General features: G+C 73.3%; 13 protein-coding genes. 8 read left to right on the top strand and 5 right to left on the bottom strand.

Annotated features, from left to right (window positions below; translation table 11 throughout):
• Nucleotides 1-65: 65 nt before the first annotated feature.
• A complete protein-coding gene (locus QWJ13_RS16615) occupies nucleotides 66-515 on the top strand; it encodes a PTS sugar transporter subunit IIA (protein ID WP_316525319.1) in 450 nt (149 codons plus the stop codon).
• A 101-nt stretch (nucleotides 516-616) separates the two neighbouring features.
• Complete coding sequence (ptsP, locus tag QWJ13_RS16610; RefSeq protein WP_316525318.1) at nucleotides 617-2,287, top strand: phosphoenolpyruvate--protein phosphotransferase; 1,671 nt, start codon at nucleotides 617-619, stop codon at nucleotides 2,285-2,287.
• Nucleotides 2,288-2,358: 71 nt separating this feature from the next.
• On the opposite strand, the gene QWJ13_RS16605 is transcribed toward ptsP, so the two are convergent.
• The 3 genes from QWJ13_RS16605 to QWJ13_RS16595 are packed head-to-tail and all read right to left on the bottom strand — an operon-like array spanning nucleotide 2,359 to nucleotide 6,034.
• Nucleotides 2,359-4,461: an acetoacetate--CoA ligase gene (locus QWJ13_RS16605; RefSeq protein WP_432277537.1), complete on the bottom strand. Its 2,103-nt coding sequence runs from the start codon at nucleotides 4,459-4,461 to the stop codon at nucleotides 2,359-2,361.
• Nucleotides 4,462-4,506: 45 nt separating this feature from the next.
• Complete coding sequence (locus QWJ13_RS16600; RefSeq protein WP_316525316.1) at nucleotides 4,507-5,073, bottom strand: NUDIX domain-containing protein; 567 nt, start codon at nucleotides 5,071-5,073, stop codon at nucleotides 4,507-4,509.
• Nucleotides 5,074-5,131: 58 nt separating this feature from the next.
• The gene (locus QWJ13_RS16595; RefSeq protein WP_316525315.1) at nucleotides 5,132-6,034 is read right to left on the bottom strand and encodes an NUDIX hydrolase; all 903 of its coding nucleotides are present in this window, start codon (nucleotides 6,032-6,034) and stop codon (nucleotides 5,132-5,134) included.
• A 210-nt stretch (nucleotides 6,035-6,244) separates the two neighbouring features.
• Between QWJ13_RS16595 and mmuM the strand changes: the two genes are divergently transcribed.
• The 5 genes from mmuM (at nucleotide 6,245) to QWJ13_RS16570 (ending at nucleotide 12,521) form a co-directional block, all read left to right on the top strand.
• The gene (mmuM, locus tag QWJ13_RS16590; protein WP_316525313.1) at nucleotides 6,245-7,174 is read left to right on the top strand and encodes a homocysteine S-methyltransferase; all 930 of its coding nucleotides are present in this window, start codon (nucleotides 6,245-6,247) and stop codon (nucleotides 7,172-7,174) included.
• Nucleotides 7,175-7,330: 156 nt separating this feature from the next.
• Nucleotides 7,331-8,095, top strand: coding sequence for an IclR family transcriptional regulator (locus QWJ13_RS16585; protein ID WP_316525311.1), 765 nt, complete (start codon nucleotides 7,331-7,333; stop codon nucleotides 8,093-8,095).
• Between the two features lie 301 nt (nucleotides 8,096-8,396).
• A complete protein-coding gene (locus QWJ13_RS16580; protein WP_432277536.1) occupies nucleotides 8,397-9,134 on the top strand; it encodes an MIP/aquaporin family protein in 738 nt (245 codons plus the stop codon).
• A 98-nt stretch (nucleotides 9,135-9,232) separates the two neighbouring features.
• The gene (gene glpK, locus QWJ13_RS16575; RefSeq protein ID WP_316525309.1) at nucleotides 9,233-10,753 is read left to right on the top strand and encodes a glycerol kinase GlpK; all 1,521 of its coding nucleotides are present in this window, start codon (nucleotides 9,233-9,235) and stop codon (nucleotides 10,751-10,753) included.
• A gap of 172 nt (nucleotides 10,754-10,925) precedes the next feature.
• Nucleotides 10,926-12,521 carry a glycerol-3-phosphate dehydrogenase/oxidase gene (locus QWJ13_RS16570; RefSeq protein ID WP_316525308.1) on the top strand — a complete coding sequence of 532 codons (1,596 nt, stop codon included), beginning with the start codon at nucleotides 10,926-10,928 and terminating at the stop codon, nucleotides 12,519-12,521.
• Nucleotides 12,522-12,707: 186 nt separating this feature from the next.
• Here the strand turns inward: QWJ13_RS16570 and QWJ13_RS16565 are convergent, their stop codons facing one another.
• Nucleotides 12,708-13,928: a metal-dependent hydrolase family protein gene (locus QWJ13_RS16565; protein WP_316525307.1), complete on the bottom strand. Its 1,221-nt coding sequence runs from the start codon at nucleotides 13,926-13,928 to the stop codon at nucleotides 12,708-12,710.
• 73 nt (nucleotides 13,929-14,001) lie between these two features.
• Between QWJ13_RS16565 and QWJ13_RS16560 the strand changes: the two genes are divergently transcribed.
• Complete coding sequence (locus QWJ13_RS16560; RefSeq protein WP_316525306.1) at nucleotides 14,002-14,622, top strand: TetR/AcrR family transcriptional regulator; 621 nt, start codon at nucleotides 14,002-14,004, stop codon at nucleotides 14,620-14,622.
• Between the two features lie 90 nt (nucleotides 14,623-14,712).
• Here QWJ13_RS16560 and QWJ13_RS16555 read toward each other — a convergent pair whose 3' ends face one another.
• A complete protein-coding gene (locus QWJ13_RS16555; protein WP_316525993.1) occupies nucleotides 14,713-16,101 on the bottom strand; it encodes a GntT/GntP/DsdX family permease in 1,389 nt (462 codons plus the stop codon).
• Nucleotides 16,102-16,103: the final 2 nt, after the last annotated feature.

Below are 16,103 nucleotides of genomic sequence, written 5' to 3'. Positions count from 1 at the left end.
TTCAGTCGTTTGTCGCGCCGCTCCTCGCGGCCGCTCGCTGTACTGCGCACTTGGGAGGCACAACCATGACCACTGTGACGTCGCCGCTGACCGGCAAGGTCGTCGGGCTCGCCGGCGTGCCGGACCCGGTGTTCTCGGGCGCGATGGTCGGCCCGGGCACCGCGATCGACCCGGTTCGCCAGCCGACCGAGGCGGTCGCTCCGGTGGATGGTGTCGTCGTCTCCATGCACCCGCACGCGTTCGTCGTCGTGGACGCCGAGGGCCACGGTGTGCTGACCCACCTCGGGATCGACACCGTCCAGCTGAACGGCGAGGGGTTCGAGCTGCTCGTCAACAAGGGCGACACGGTGACCCGCGGTCAGGCCGTCATCAAGTGGGACCCGGCCGCCGTCGAGGCCGCGGGCAAGTCGCCGATCTCGCCGATCGTGGCGCTGGAGGCCAACGCCGACTCGCTCGGCGGTCTGCGCGAGGACGGCGAGGTCCTCTCCGGCGCCCCCCTGTTCAGCTGGAGCTGAGCTCTCGACCACCGACACACGCCCGCCCCGCAGTAAGTGACGGGGCGGCCCGGCACTCAGCGGTTCCCGGCGGGGCCGCTCCTCTCAGCGGAGACAGGTAGATGGAGAAGACACTGCGCGGCGTGGGTGTCAGCCACGGGGTCGCGATCGGCCAGGTGCGGCACATGGGGACGGCGGTGCTGGAGCCCCCGGCCACCCAGATCCCGACCGAGGACGCCCCGCGCGAGCAGGCGCGGGCCCAGGCTGCCGTGGAGGCGGTCGCCGCCGACCTGATCGCGCGCGGCAACCTCGCGGGCGGCGAGGCGCAGGCCGTGCTGGAGGCCCAGGCGCTGATGGCGCAGGACCCGGAGCTGATGGCCGACGTGTCCCGCCGGATCGCCGTCGGCAGCAGCGCCGAGCGCGGCGTCTACGACGCGTTCGCCGCCTACCGTGCGCTGCTCGCCTCCGCCGGGGAGTACCTGGCCGGGCGGGTCGCCGATCTGGACGACGTGCGCAACCGGATCGTGGCCCGGCTGCTGGGTGTGCCGATGCCGGGTGTGCCGGACAGCGACGAGCCGTACGTGCTGTTCGCGCGGGACCTGGCGCCGGCCGACACCGCTCTGCTCGACCCGGCGCTGGTGCTCGGCTTCGTGACCGAGGAGGGCGGGCCGACCAGCCACAGCGCCATCCTGGCCCGCGCGATGGGCGTGCCGGCCGTCGTCGCGCTGCCGGGGGCGATCGAGGTCGCCGAGGGCACCGTCGTCGCGGTGGACGGCAGCTCCGGTGACGTGCTGCTGGAGCCGTCCGAGGAGAAGCAGGCGGAGCTGCGGGCGGCCGCCGCCGAGCGCAAGGCCGCGCTGGCCGCCTCCTCCGGCCCGGGGCAGACCTCGGATGGGCACCGAGTGCCGCTGCTGGCCAACGTCGGCGGCCCGGCCGACGTGCCGGCCGCGCTGGCGAACGGCGCCGAGGGCGTCGGCCTGTTCCGTACCGAGTTCCTGTTCCTGGACGACTCGGCGAAGGCGCCCAGCGCGGAGAAGCAGGTCGAGGCGTACCGCACGGTGCTGGAGGCCTTCCCGGAGGGGCGGGTCGTGGTCCGGGTGCTGGACGCGGGCGCGGACAAGCCGCTGGACTTCCTGACCCCGGCCGACGAGCCGAACCCGGCGCTGGGCGTGCGCGGTCTGCGCACCCTCCTTGAGCACCCCGAGGTGCTGCGGACCCAGCTCCGGGCGCTGGCCACGGCGGCCGAGGGCCTGCCGGTGCACCTTGAGGTGATGGCCCCGATGGTGGCCGACCGCAAGGACGCCAAGGACTTCGCGGCCGCCTGCCGGGAGGCCGGGCTGGACGCCAAGTTCGGGGCGATGGTGGAGATCCCGTCGGCCGCGCTGCGTGCCAGGGCGATCCTCCAGGAGGTCGAGTTCCTGTCGCTGGGGACCAACGACCTCGCCCAGTACACCTTCGCGGCCGACCGTCAGGTCGGTGCGCTGGCCCGGCTCCAGGACCCGTGGCAGCCGGCGCTGCTCGACCTGGTCGCCGCCGCGGCCGACGCCGCGCGGGCGACCGGCAAGAGCTGCGGCGTCTGCGGCGAGGCGGCTTCCGACCCGCTGCTGGCCGTGGTGCTGACCGGGCTGGGGGTCACCAGCCTGTCGATGGGCGCGGCCTCGATCCCCTATGTGCGCACCGCGCTCGCCAAGTACACGCTGGCGCAGTGCCGCCGGGCGGCCGAGGCGGCCCGGGCCGCGGACAGTGCCGAGGAGGCGCGGGCCGCGGCGCAGCAGGTGCTCTCGGGCGAGTAAGGGCACGGATACGGAGAAGGGGCGCTCCCGCCGATGGGGTGGGGGCGCCCCTTTCGTGTGCCTCGGGCCGGTCAGGCCTGGCGGTCGAGGCGGAGCTGCTCGAAGAAGCGCAGGTGCTCGATGTGGTCCACGGAGCCGGGGTTGACGGCCTGCTCCAGCGGGGTGCCGGAGAGGATGCGCTTGACCGGGACCTCGATCCGCTTGCCGGTGAGGGTGTGCGGGAGGCCGCGGACGACGATGACCTCGTCGGGGACGTGACGCGGGGAGAGTTCGGTGCGCACCGAGGTGCGGATGCGCCCGATGAGGTCGTCGTTCAGTTCGGCGCCGGGGGCGAGCACGACGAACAGCGGCATCCAGTAGCCGCCGTCGGGCTCCTCCAGGCCGATGACCAGGGACTCGGCGATCTCGGGCAGCCGCTCGACCACCTCGTAGATGTCCGAGGAGCCCATCCGGACGCCCTGGCGGTTGAGGGTGGAGTCGGAGCGGCCGTGGATGACGACGGTGCCCCGGGAGGTGACGGTGATCCAGTCGCCGTGGCGCCAGATGCCGGGGTAGGTGTCGAAGTAGCTGTCGTGGTACCGGGTGCCCTCGGGGTCGTTCCAGAAGCCGGTGGGCATCGAGGGGATGGGCTTGGTGACGACGAGTTCGCCGACGGTGTCGGTGTGCGGGTGGCCCTGGACGTCCCAGGACTCGACGGCGGCGCCGAGGCAGGGGGCCTGGATCTCGCCGAGGTACACCGGGAGGGTGGGGACGCCGCCGACGAAGCAGGAGCAGACGTCGGTGCCGCCGCTGACCGAGGCGAGCCAGACGTCCTGCTTGACCTCGTCGTAGATCCAGCGGAAGCCGTCCGGCGGGAGCGGGGAGCCGGTGGTGCCGATGCAGCGGACGGCGGAGAGGTCGAGGTCGCGGCCGGGGTGCAGTTCGGCCTTGCGGCTGGCGATGACGTACGCGGCGGAGGTGCCGAGGACGGTGGCGCCGGTGCGGGCGGCCACCGACCAGAAGGCGCCGGTGTCGGGGTGGCCGGGGCTGCCGTCGTAGGTGACGATCGTGGACCCGGTGAGGAGGCCGGCCAGCAGGAAGTTCCACATCATCCAGCCGGTGGAGGTGTACCAGAGGAAACGGTCCTGCGGGCCGAGGTCCAGGTGCAGGCCGGCCTGCTTGAGGTGTTCCAGCAGGATGCCGCCCTGGCTCTGGACGATGGCCTTGGGCAGGCCGGTGGTGCCGGAGGAGTAGAGGACCCAGAGCGGGTGGTCGAAGGGGACCGCCTCGAAGACCGGTTCGACGTCGTCGGCGACCAGGTCGTCCCAGGTCAGGGCGCCTTCGGGGGCGGGGGCGCCGAGCAGCGGGACGTGGACGACGGTGTGCAGGCTGGGGAGTTCGCGGCACAGTTCGGCGACGACGTCGGTGCGGTCGTGGTCCTTGCCGCCGTAGTGGTAGCCGTCGATGGCGAACAGGACGGCGGGTTCGATCTGCTGGAGGCGGTCGAGGACGCTGCGGGCGCCGAAGTCGGGGGCGCAGCTGGTCCAGATCGCGCCGACGGCGGCGGTGGCGAGGAGGGCGACGGCGGCCTGCGGGATGTTGGGCAGGTAGGCGCCGACCCGGTCGCCGGGCCCGACGCCGCGGGCGCGCAGGGCGGCCGCCAGCGAGCCGACCTGGCGGCGCAGTTCGGACCAGGTGAGGACGACGGGCTGCTCGGTGGTCTCGTCGAGGTGGAGGATCGCGGGGCGGTCGGCGTTGGCCTGGTCCTCCGCCGCGCGCAGGGCGTGCTCGGCGTAGTTGAGGCGGGCACCGGGGAACCAGCGGGCGCCCGGCATGGCCGGGTCGGCGAGGACGGCTTCGGGGGCCTCGGTGAAGCGGACGTCGAACCACTGGGTGACGGCGGTCCAGAACCGGTCGAGGTCCTCGGTGGACCAGGCGTGCAGGTCCGCGTAGAGCTGGGCGGCCTGCTGGTCGTCGGCGGCCGGGGCGAGCGGGGTGGCCGGGGCGCCGTGGTGTTCGGCGGCCCAGGCCTGGAAGGCCACCAGGCTGGTGGCGGCGGCGCGAGCGGGGTTGGGGCGCCAGAGCGGCTGGTCCTGGGATGGGGTGCTCACGGTGGTGGTCTCCCGGCCGGTGGTGGGGACGGGAGGGCTCGTGGCAGACCCGTCCGGTTGGGCTGTCGGTGCAGACCATGCCATGTGATCGCCCGCCGCGCCAGGGTCGGCCGATGGGTGGACGGGAGGTCAGCGGGGGGCGAACTCGCCGCTGAACCAGCGGCGCAGGACGCCGTTGTGGAAGTCCCAGACGAGGGCGGTGTCGGCGTCGGCGAGCAGCCAGCCCTCGGTCTCGTCGGTGGGGCGCGAGGGCGGGAGGTCGGCGAGCGGGCGGGCCGGGAGCAGGCCGCAGAGCATGACGAAGCGGCCGCCGGGGTCGGAGGCGGTGTGGATCAGGGTGACCTCGGCCGGGTCGGCCACGATGCCCGTCTCCTCGTGCAGTTCGCGCACGCAGGCGTGCTGCCAGCTCTCGCCGAAGTCCATGTAGCCGCCGGGGAAGGCGAGTTCGCCGTAGCCGGGTTCGATGGTGCGGCGGATGACGACCAGTGCCGGGTCGGCGTCGGGGCGGGTGACGGGCAGGACGGTGACCGCGACGGGCAGCGGGTTGCGGTAGCTGATCTCGGCGCAGCCGGGGCAGGTGCGGGGCCAGGCCCGGGTGCCGGGCGGGTAGGCCGTTCCGCAGAAGTGGCAGTGGGAGAACGGCCGGTGGACCGCCCGGGTCGCTTCGTCGGCGGGTGTCGCTTCGTCAGTGGTCATGGCCGGATGGTAGCCCGGTGGGTCGGCGGCGTTGCCGGGGGCTGCGGGAGACCGGGGGTCAGCGGGCCTCGGCGTCGTCGACGGCGTCGCGGGTGGGGCGGAGCAGCGCGGGGTGCAGCTGGCGGGCGTCGCCGGCGTGGTAGGTGCGGGCGCGGGGGCCGCCGCGGGCGCCGCCGCGCTCGGTGGTGCTGCCGGTGCTCTCGACGAAGCCGGGCACGGACAGCACCTTGCGGTGGAAGTTGCCGGGGTGGAGCTTCTCGTCCCAGACGGCCTCGTAGACGGCGCGCAGGTCGGGGATGGTGAAGTCGTACGGAAGGAAGGCGGTGGCCAGCGGGCTGTATTCGAGTTTGGCGCGCACCCGGTCCAGGCCGTCGGCGAGGATGCGGGCGTGGTCGAAGGCCAGCGCGAGCGGATCGGGGCCGGTGCGCCCGTCGACACCACCCCCGTGGGTGTCGGCGGGCGCACCGGCGGCTGGGGACCGGCCGTGCGGCCGGAGGTCCAGGTCGGAGACGGGGTGCCAGGCGGCGGCCGCGGCGTCCGTCCCGGCCTGGGGGTCGGGCAGGTCCGGGGCGAAGGCGAGGTAGGCGACGGAGACGACGTGCATCCGCGGGTCCCGCTCGGGGGCGCCGTAGGTGCCCAGCTGTTCGAGGTGGAGGCGGCAGCGCCTGACCTCGGCCTCGGAGGCGCTGTGCAGGCCCGTCTCCTCGGCGAGCTCGCGGGCGGCGGCCTCGTCGAGGCCCTCCTCGCCGGCTCGCAGGAAGCCGCCGGGCAGCGCCCAGCAGCCTTGGTAGGGCGGGGCGCCGCGCTCGACCAGCAGCACGTGCAGGCTGCCCTGGCGCAGGGTCAGGGCGACCACGTCCACGGTGACGGCGATCGGGGTGTAGGCGCGCGGGTCGTACGCGGCGAGCCACTCCTGCTCGGCCTCGGGCCCGGTGGAGGGCTGCCGGCCGTCCGCTGCCATCGCCGGGCTCCTCTCCGTGCCGACCGGCGCGAGGGCGGTGCTCGCCGGTGCTGTCCTGCGGTGGTGCTGGTCTTCGGGGGCCGGCCCCGCCGTTCTTCTCGGACTGAGCACAACGTAGCGACTGCGTGCCCCGGGGGCAAATGGTTTTGCCCTCGGCCGGGTCGCCCGCCTTCTAGGCTGTGACCAGGAACTCTGCCAGAGGAGGCCGTCATGCCCACCACTCCCCCGCCGGACTTCGCCGCCGCGCTGGCCGCCGGTCCGCTGGTGCTCGACGGAGGGATGTCGAACCAGTTGGCGGCGGCCGGGCACGACCTGTCGGACGAGCTGTGGTCGGCGCGGCTGCTCGCGGACGACCCGCAGGCGGTGGCGGCGGCGCACCGGGCGTACTTCTCCGCCGGCGCGGACGTCGCGATAACCGCGAGCTACCAGGCGAGCTTCGAGGGCTTCGCGCGGCGCGGGGTCGGCCGGGCGCAGGCCGCGCGCCTGCTGGCGAGCAGCGTGGAGCTGGCCCGGGAGGCGGCACGGCCCGGACCGGGCGGGCGGCGGCGCTGGGTGGCGGCCTCGGTGGGTCCGTACGGGGCGGTGCTGGCGGACGGCTCGGAGTACCGGGGCCGGTACGGGTTGAGCGTCGCGGAGCTGGCGGCCTTCCACCGGCCGCGGCTGGAGGTGCTGGCTGCGGCCCGGCCGGACGTACTGGCGCTGGAGACGGTGCCGGACGTGGACGAGGCGAGGGCGCTGCTGGGCCTGGTGCGCGGGCTGGGGGTGCCGGCCTGGCTGTCGTACAGCATCGACGGCGACCGGACCAGGGCCGGACAGCCGCTGGCGGAGGCCTTCGCGCTGGCCGCCGGGGTGGACGAGGTGGTCGCGGTGGGCGTCAACTGCTGTACGCCGCAGGACGCCGATCGGGCGGTGTCGGTGGCCGCCGAGGTGACCGGCAAGCCGGTGGTGGTCTACCCGAACAGTGGGGAGTGCTGGGACGCCGGGCACCGGGGCTGGCGCGGGGAACCGACGTTCCGCTCGGCCCGGGTGGGCGGCTGGCTGAGGGACGGGGCGCGGCTGGTGGGCGGCTGCTGCCGGGTCGGGACGGACGGGATCGCGGCGCTGGCGGCGGAGGTGGCGGTGCTGCGGGCGGTGGCCTGACGACGCGTGGGCGGGCGTCGGTCCGTACGGGCGGGTCGGCTCGGGTCGGGGGTCGCTCACCCGGGGGGATGTGCGCGGAGTGAGGGCGGCCTGGCAGACTCGTCCCGTCACCACTGTGGTCGACAATGTCGACCGCCTGTCAGCGCGGAGGTTCCCATGCCCGGCCCGATCCAGTCGCTTTCCCGGGCCGCCGCGATCATGCGCCTGCTGGCCGGCGGTGAGCGCCGGCTGGGCCTGTCCGAGGTCGCGACGGCACTGGACCTCGCCAAGGGCACCGCGCACGGCATCCTGCGCACGCTCCAGCAGGAGGGGTTCGTCGAGCAGGACCCGGAGAGCGGCAAGTACCAGCTGGGCGCCGAGCTGCTGCGGCTGGGCCAGAGCTACCTGGACGTGCACGAGCTGCGGGCGCGGGCGCTGGTGTGGGCGGACGACCTGGCCCGGGCGGCCGGCGAGACGGTCTACCTGGGGGTGCTGCACCAGCAGGGCGTGCTGGTGGTGCACCACGTGTTCCGGCCGGACGACACCCGGCAAGTGCTGGAGGTGGGCTCGATGCAGCCGCTGCACAGCACCGCGCTGGGCAAGGTGCTGGTGGCCTACGACCCGGTCGCGCGCGGGGAGTTGGGCGACGGACCGTACGAGTCGTACACCTTGCGGACGCTGACCGAGGCGGCCGACGTGGACGCCGAGTGCGCGCTGATCCGGGAGCGCGGCTGGGCGGACTCGATCGAGGAAACCTGGGAGGGCGTGGCCTCGATCGGCGCGCTGATCCAGGACCGGCGGCGCAACCCGGTGGGCGCGGTGTGCATCAGCGGAGCGGTCGAGCGGGTCTGCGAGGACGGCTTCGTGAAGCCCTCGCTGGTGGCCTCGGTGCGCAGCGCGGCGCGGGCGATCTCCCGCGACCTGGGCGCCGGGAGGTTCTGAGCGCGGACCGCCGGGGCGGCGGTCGATTCGTCACGCAGAGGCGCGGACGGGCTGGAGGCCTGTCCGCGCCTCTGGCGTTTTGTCCTGTTTCGCGGCACTCCGCTCGGTAACGTCGACGGACCGCCCGAGGCGCGGGTCACAGCTGCGTAACCCCGCCTTGACGCGGGGGCGACCTGGGGAGGAAGCTTCCGCATGACGGTCGACATTGTCGAACGATGGCCGGAGAGATCACTCCCACAAGGCGCTCACCCCGCACGGTGATCGACCGGCCGCCTGCCCCCACCCGCAACCTCCGGGCCTCATGGACAAGGGAGTCTTTGTGTCCGCGTTCTCCACCGGCGACGTCTTCGTCGGCGAAACCCTCGGCACCGCCGCCCTGATACTTCTCGGCGGTGGCGTCTGCGCCGCCGTGACGCTCAAGAAGTCGAAGGCCGTCAACGCCGGCTGGCTGGCGATCTCCTTCGGCTGGGGATTCGCGGTCCTCATCGCCGCCTACATGTCGGCCCCGAAGTCGGGCGCCCACCTCAACCCGGCCGTCACCATCGCGCTCGCCGTCAAGAGCGGCGAGTGGAGCCAGGTGCCGCTCTACCTCGGCTCCCAGCTGCTCGGCGCGATCATCGGCGCGGTTCTGGTCTACGCCACCTACCTGGGCCAGTTCCAGGAGAACAAGGAACCCACCCTGGGCATCTTCGCGACCGGCCCCGAGATCCGGAACCCGCTCCAGAACGTGATCACCGAGGTCATCGGCACCTTCGTGCTCTGCTTCGCGATCCTCACCATCGGCACCAACTCCGGCCTCTCCCAGTCCGGCACCAGCACCCTGATGGTCGCCTTCACCGTCGTCGGCATCGGCCTCTCGCTGGGCGGCCCCACCGGCTACGCCATCAACCCGGCCCGTGACCTCGGCCCGCGCATCGCGCACTCGCTGCTGCCGATCCCCAACAAGGGCACCTCCGACTGGTCGTACGCCTGGGTCCCGGTCGTCGGCCCGATCCTGGGCGGCCTGGCCGCCGGCGGCCTCTACAACGCCATGTTCTAAAGGCCGGGTTCGACCCCGCCGAGCACGGGGACTGACCGAACGAACGTGTCAGGCCCACCCACCCCGTAACCCCCGAACCCGAGCCGAGGACCCTCCCCATGACCTCCACCGGTAACTACATCGCCGCGATCGACCAGGGCACCACCTCCAGCCGCTGCATCATCTTCGGCGCCGACGGCCGGATCGTCGCCGTCGACCAGCAGGAGCACCGGCAGATCTTCCCCCAGCCCGGCTACGTCGAGCACGACGCCGCCGAGATCTGGACCCGGGTGCAGTCGGTCGTGCGCGGTGCGCTGGAGAAGGCCGGCCTGACCAAGGACGACATCCGCGCGATCGGCATCACCAACCAGCGCGAGACCACCGTCCTGTGGGACAAGAACACCGGCGAGCCGGTGCACAACGCGCTGGTGTGGCAGGACACCCGCACCGAGGGGCTCTGCCGCGAGCTGGGCCGCAACGTCGGCCAGGACCGCTTCCGCCGCGAGACCGGCCTCCCGCTGGCCAGCTACTTCGCCGGCCCGAAGATCCGCTGGCTGCTGGACAACGTCGAGGGCCTGCGCGAGCGCGCCGAGGCCGGCGACATCCTGTTCGGCACCATGGACACCTGGGTGATCTGGAACCTCACCGGCGGTGTCAACGGCGGCAAGCACGTCACGGACGTCACCAACGCCAGCCGCACCATGCTGATGAACCTCCACACCCTCCAGTGGGACGAGAAGATCGCCGAGTCGATGGACGTGCCGATGGCCGTCCTGCCGGAGATCCGCTCCTCCGCCGAGGTGTACGGCGAGGCCGTCGGCGACCTGGCCGGCGTCCCGGTCGCCTCCGCGCTCGGCGACCAGCAGGCCGCGCTGTTCGGCCAGACCTGCTTCGACGAGGGCGAGGCCAAGTCCACCTACGGCACCGGCACCTTCCTGCTGCTGAACACCGGCGAGAAGATCGTCAACTCGTACCACGGCCTGCTGACCACCGTCGGCTACCGGATCGGCGACCAGGCCCCGGTGTACGCCCTGGAAGGCTCGATCGCCGTCACCGGCTCGCTCGTCCAGTGGCTGCGCGACCAGCTCGGCATCATCTCCACCGCCGCCGAGATCGAGACCCTCGCCAACACCGTCGAGGACAACGGCGGCGCCTACTTCGTCCCGGCCTTCTCCGGCCTGTTCGCCCCGTACTGGCGCTCCGACGCCCGCGGTGTGATCGCCGGTCTGACCCGGTACGTCACCAAGGGCCACCTGGCCCGGGCCGTCCTGGAGGCCACCGCCTGGCAGACCCGCGAGGTCGTCGACGCCATGCAGAAGGACTCCGGGGTCGAGCTCACCGCCCTCAAGGTCGACGGCGGCATGACCAGCAACAACCTGCTCATGCAGAACATCGCCGATGTCCTGGACGCCCCGGTCGAACGCCCGTACGTGGCCGAGACCACCGCCCTCGGCGCCGCCTACGCGGCCGGACTCGCCGTCGGCTTCTGGAACGACCTCGACACCCTGCGGGCCAACTGGCACCGCGCCGCCGAGTGGACCCCGCGCATGGACGAGGACACCCGGGAGCGCGAGTACAAGAAGTGGCTCAAGGCCGTGGAGCGCACCATGGGCTGGGTGGAGGAGGAAGAGAACAACTGACCGACAAGCCGGTCGGGGCCCCGGCCCCGGCCGGCTGCCCGCTGTTCCGGCAACGGGTGTCACCGAGTTCCACCGGCCCGCCGCACCGGGCCGACCGGCCTCTCCCAAGAGGCCGCACCGCACACGAGAGGAGTAACGGCGCCGCCCGACCCGCGCGCCGTACACAACCACCATGGCAACCATCCCGACCCTGGGCGCCGAGCGCACCGCCGGCCGCACCGCCTCCCGCGCCGAGACCCGCGAGCTGCTCGGCAAGGCCACCTACGACCTGCTGGTGATCGGGGGCGGCATCCTCGGCACGGCCGTCGCCTGGACCGCGTCCCAGGCCGGCCTCAAGGTCGCCATGGTCGACGCCGGCGACTTCGCCGGCGCCACCTCCAGCGCCTCCTCCAAGCTCGTCCACGGCGGTCTGCGCTACCTCCAGACCGGTGCCGTCAAGCTGGTCGCGGAGAACCACAAGGAGCGCCGCGCGCTCTCCACCGACGTGGCCCCGCACCTGGTCAACCCGCTGACCTTCTTCGTCCCGGTCTACAAGGGCGGCCCGCACGGCGCCGCCAAGCTCGGCGCCGGCGTCTTCCTGTACTCGGCGCTGTCCGCGTTCCGCGACGGCATGGGCCGGGTCTCCACCGCCGCGCACGCCGCCCAGCAGGTGCCCGCGCTGCGCACCGAGGGCCTGCGCTCGGTGGCCGTCTACGGCGACCACCAGATGAACGACTCCCGCGTCGCCGTGATGACCGTGCGCGCCGCCGTCGACGCCGGCGCCGTGGTGCTCAACCACGCCGAGGTCACCGGGCTGCGCTTCACCGGCGGCCGGGTCACCGGCGCCGAGCTGCGCGACCGCCTGGACGGCACCGAGTTCGGCATCGACGCCCGCCTGGTGCTCAACGCCACCGGCCCGTGGGTGGACCACCTGCGCAAGATGGAGGACGCCGGCTCCGCGCCGTCGATCCGCCTCTCCAAGGGCGCGCACGTGGTCGTCAAGCGCCGCTCGCCGTGGCGTGCCGCGCTGACCATCCCGATCGACAAGTACCGCGTCTCCTTCGCCATCCCGTGGGAGGACCACGTCCTGCTCGGGACCACCGACGAGGAGTACACCGGCGACCCGAAGGACGTCCGGGCCACCGAGGCGGACATCGACCAGATCATGGGCGAGGCCGCGCACGCGATCCGCGACGAGCACCTCGACCGCGACCTGATCACCTACTCCTTCGCCGGCCTGCGGGTGCTGCCGGGCGGCCCGGGCGACACCGCCGCCGCCAAGCGCGAGACCGTCGTCACCGAGGGCCGCGGCGGCATGCTGTCGGTCTCCGGCGGCAAGTGGACCACCTACCGGCACATCGGCCGCACCGTGCTGGAGAAGCTGGCCCACGTGCCCGGCACCAGCCTCGGCGAGGACATGTCCCCGATCGCCCCGACCGTCCCGCTGCCGGGCGTCGGCGCGCCGAACGCGGTGGCGCACCGCCTGCTGATCGACCGTGAGCCGGGCTCGCGGATGGAGCCGCTGGTGGCCAAGCACCTGGCCAGCCACTACGGCACCCTGTCCTTCGAGATCGCCCGCATGATCGACGAGAACCCGGAGCTCGGCCGGCCGATCCACGAGGACGGCCCGGACGTCTGGGCCCAGGTCGCGTACGCGGCGGACAACGAGTGGGCCTACACCACGGACGACGTGCTGCGCCGCCGCACCACGATGACCGTGCGCGGGCTGGACACGCCGGAGATCCGGGCCGAGGTCGAGGCCTTCCTCGCGAAGCGTGGAACCAAGTAGGCACAGCCTCGCGAAGCGTGGAACCAAGTAGGCACAGCCTCGCGAAGCGTGGAACCAAGTAGGCACAGCCTCGCGAAGCGTGGAACCACGTAGGCACAGCCTCGCGAAGCGGTCCAAGGAGCGGTCCGAGTAAGTCGTTCGTAGCGGGCGGGCGTCCGGGGTTTCCCCGGGCGCCCGCCCGCTTCTTCACACGACGACGCCGGCCTTGACCACCCGCTTCGGGTGGAGGTCGGCGCGGGTGAGCACGGTGAGGTCGGCGAGCGGGTCGCCGTCGAGCACGAGCAGGTCGGCGTGGGCTCCGGGGGCGAGCGTGCCGATCTCCCCCTCCAGGCCGAGCAGCCGGGCCGCCGTGGTGGTCGCCGAGCGCAGCACGTCCGCGATCGGCTGGACCTGGGCGCGCAGGGTGAACTCCTCCAGCTGGGCCGGGTGCAGCGGGCCGAGCAGGTCGCTGCCGTAGACGAGGCTGACGCCCGCCCGGTGGGCGCGCTCCAGCGCCTCCAGGCCCCGGTCGCGGACCTCGGCGAGCTTGGCCAGTGAGGCAGCCGGCAGGCCGGAGGCGGTGCCGAGCCTGGCGGTCTGCTCGTAGGCGACCAGGGTGGGCACCAGGAAGGCCTCCTTCTCCAGCAGCAGGGCGATCGTGCCCTCGTCCAGCAGGTTGCCGTGCTCGACGCAGCGCGCCCCGGCCCGAAGCGCCCGGTCGATCGCGCGCGGATGGTAGGCGTGCACGGTGACGTAGCGGTTGTGGTTCTCGGCCTCCTCGACGGCCGCGCGGATCTCCTCCTCGCTGTACTGGACGGCGCCGATCTCGTCGTGCGGGGAGGCGACGCCGCCGGAGAGCAGCACCTTGAGGTGGCGGGCGCCCTTGCGGAACTCGTCCCGGGCGGCGGCCCGCACCGCGTCCACCCCGTCGGCGATCCGGCCGAAGTGCGGGCGGGCCTCGCAGCAGGGCAGGGAGTCGTCGCCGAGCGGGCGCAGGTCGCCGTGGCCGCCGGTCTGGGAGAGGGCCTTGCCGCCGTGCAGCAGGCGCGGGCCGGGCACCAGGCCCTCGGCCAGCGCCCGGGCCATGCCGTGGTCGGCGCCGCCGACGTCCCGGACGGTGGTGAAGCCGCGGCGCAGCATGCGCTCGGCCTCGGCGAGGGCGCGCACGGTGGCGTAGCCGGGGGTCCAGTTCGCGACGTCGGGCAGGTCGAGCGAGGTGACCAGCAGGTGGACGTGGGCGTCGATCAGGCCGGGCAGGACGGTGCCGCCGGCGGCGTCGAGGACCCGGACGCCCTCGGCGGCCGTGGGCGGGCGGCCGGTGCCGGTGGCGACGATCCGGCCGTCGGCGGCCTCCAGCCAGCCGAGGTCGGTGCGGGTGCCGTCCTCGGGGTGGAACAGGTGGGCGTTGGTGATCAGCAGTCGACTCACGACTTGACCCCTCGTTTCAGTACGGCTCGTATTGAATACGACCCGTACTGAATACACCATGTACCGTTCTGCTGTGAACCCACCCCCGACCGATGGCGGCGCCCCCCGACCGCCCCGACGCCGCATCCACACCCGCGCCCGGCTGCTCGCCGCGGCCCGCGAGCTGTTCCTCTCCGCCGGCTTCGCCCGGACGAGCATCGAGGATGTCTGCGCCGCCGCCGGATACACCCGCGGCGCCTTCTACTCGAACTTCGGCGGCAAGGAGGAGCTGCTGCTGACGCTCTTCGACGACCAGGCCGCGCGGCGGATGGCCGAGCTGGCGGACCTGGCCGCGGCCTGCGAGGGGCTGGCGCCCCGGGAGCGGGCGCGGCGGCTGGTCGAGGCGCTGATGCGGGTCGATCCGGCGGACAGCGGGTGGATCCTGCTGTTCCTGGAGTTCCGGCTGGTCGCGGCCCGGACGCCGGCGCTGGCCGAGCAGGTCGCCGCACACGACCGGGCGGTCGCACGGGCGCTGGCGGAGGTCCTGGAACGGGAGCTGCCGTCGCTGGTGCCCCCGGGCGCGAGCGCCGCCCAGGCCGCGGCGGTGATCCTGGCGGCGCGCGAGGGGCTGCTGGCCCGGACGGCGGCCGGCGGCACGGTCGCGGAGGACCTCCTGGCGGCGACGGCCGCGGTGCTGTCGGGGCTGCTGGACTGAGGGGCCCAAGGGCACGTGGAAACGCCGAGGGGCGGCACCCGTACGGTCACGGGTGCCGCCCCTCGGCGTTGGCGCTTGGCGCTTGGCGCGCTAGATGATCAGGCTGAGCGGCAGGATCAGGGCGATGGCGACCACCGAGATCACCGTCTCCATCACCGACCAGGACTTCAGCGTCTGTCCGACGCTCATCCCGAAGTACTCCTTCACCAGCCAGAAGCCGGCGTCGTTGACGTGCGAGAGGAACAGCGAGCCGGCGCCGATCGCGAGCACCAGCAGGGCCGCGTGGGTCGAGGACATGTTCGCGGCGAGCGGGGAGACGATGCCGGCCGCGGTGATCGTGGCGACCGTCGCCGAGCCGGTGGCCAGGCGGATCAGCACGGCGATCAGCCAGCCCAGCAGCAGCGCCGAGATGTGCCACTTGCCGGACCACTCGCTCACCGCGTTGCCGACGCCGACGTCGATCAGGGTCTGCTTGAAGCCACCGCCGGCGCCGACGATGAACACGATGCCGGCGATCGGGCCGAGCGACTTGCCGACGGTGTCGGAGATCCGGGCCTTGTCGAAGCCGGCCGCCTTGCCGAGGGTCACCATGCCGAGCAGGGTCGCGGCGAGCAGCGCGATCAGCGGGGAGCCGATGAAGTCGAACACCCGCTGGCCCAGCGCCTTCGGGTTGTCGATCACCACGTCGGCCAGCGCCTTGCCGAGCATCAGCACGACCGGCAGCAGGATGGTGGCCAGCACCGCGGCGAAGGACGGGGTGCGGTCGCGCTTGGCCGTCTCCTCGGGGGCGGTGGCCGCCGGGATCTCCAGCGGGCCGACCCAGCGCTCGGCCAGCCGCGCGAACAGCGGACCGGCGATGATCAGGGTCGGGACGGCGATCAGCAGGCCGAGGGCCAGGGTGATGCCGAGGTCGGCCTTCAGCGCGTCGACGGCGACCAGCGGGCCCGGGTGCGGGGGCACCAGGCCGTGCAGCACCGACAGGCCGGCCAGCGCCGGGATGCCGATCCGCATCAGCGGCACGTTGCCGCGGCGGGCGACCAGCAGCACGATCGGGATCAGCAGGACGACGCCGACCTCGAAGAACAGCGGCAGGCCGAGCACGGCCGCGATCAGCGCCATCGCCCAGGGCAGCGCCTTGTTGCCCGTGCGGGAGAGCACGGTGTCCGCGATGATGTTGGCGCCGCCGGAGTCGGCGAGCAGCTTGCCGAGCATCGCGCCGAGGCCGATCAGCAGGCCGACGCTGGCGACGGTGGAGCCGAAGCCCGTGGAGAAGCTGCTGAGCAGCTTGTCGAAGGGCGCACCCGCGACGGCGGCCAGCAGACCGGAGCCGAGCGTGAGGGCGAGGAACGGGTGCAGCTTCAGCTTGGTGATCAGTACGACGATCGCACCGATGCTGAGCAGCACCGCGATCAGCAGCTGGGAGTCGCTGCTGGTGTGCGGCAGGACCGGTGAGGCGGCTGCCAGCAGGGTGGGGGACATAC

This window comes from Kitasatospora brasiliensis, assembly GCF_032654805.1.
Classification (GTDB): domain Bacteria; phylum Actinomycetota; class Actinomycetes; order Streptomycetales; family Streptomycetaceae; genus Kitasatospora; species Kitasatospora brasiliensis.
This window is presented reverse-complemented; position numbering and strand designations above follow the sequence as displayed.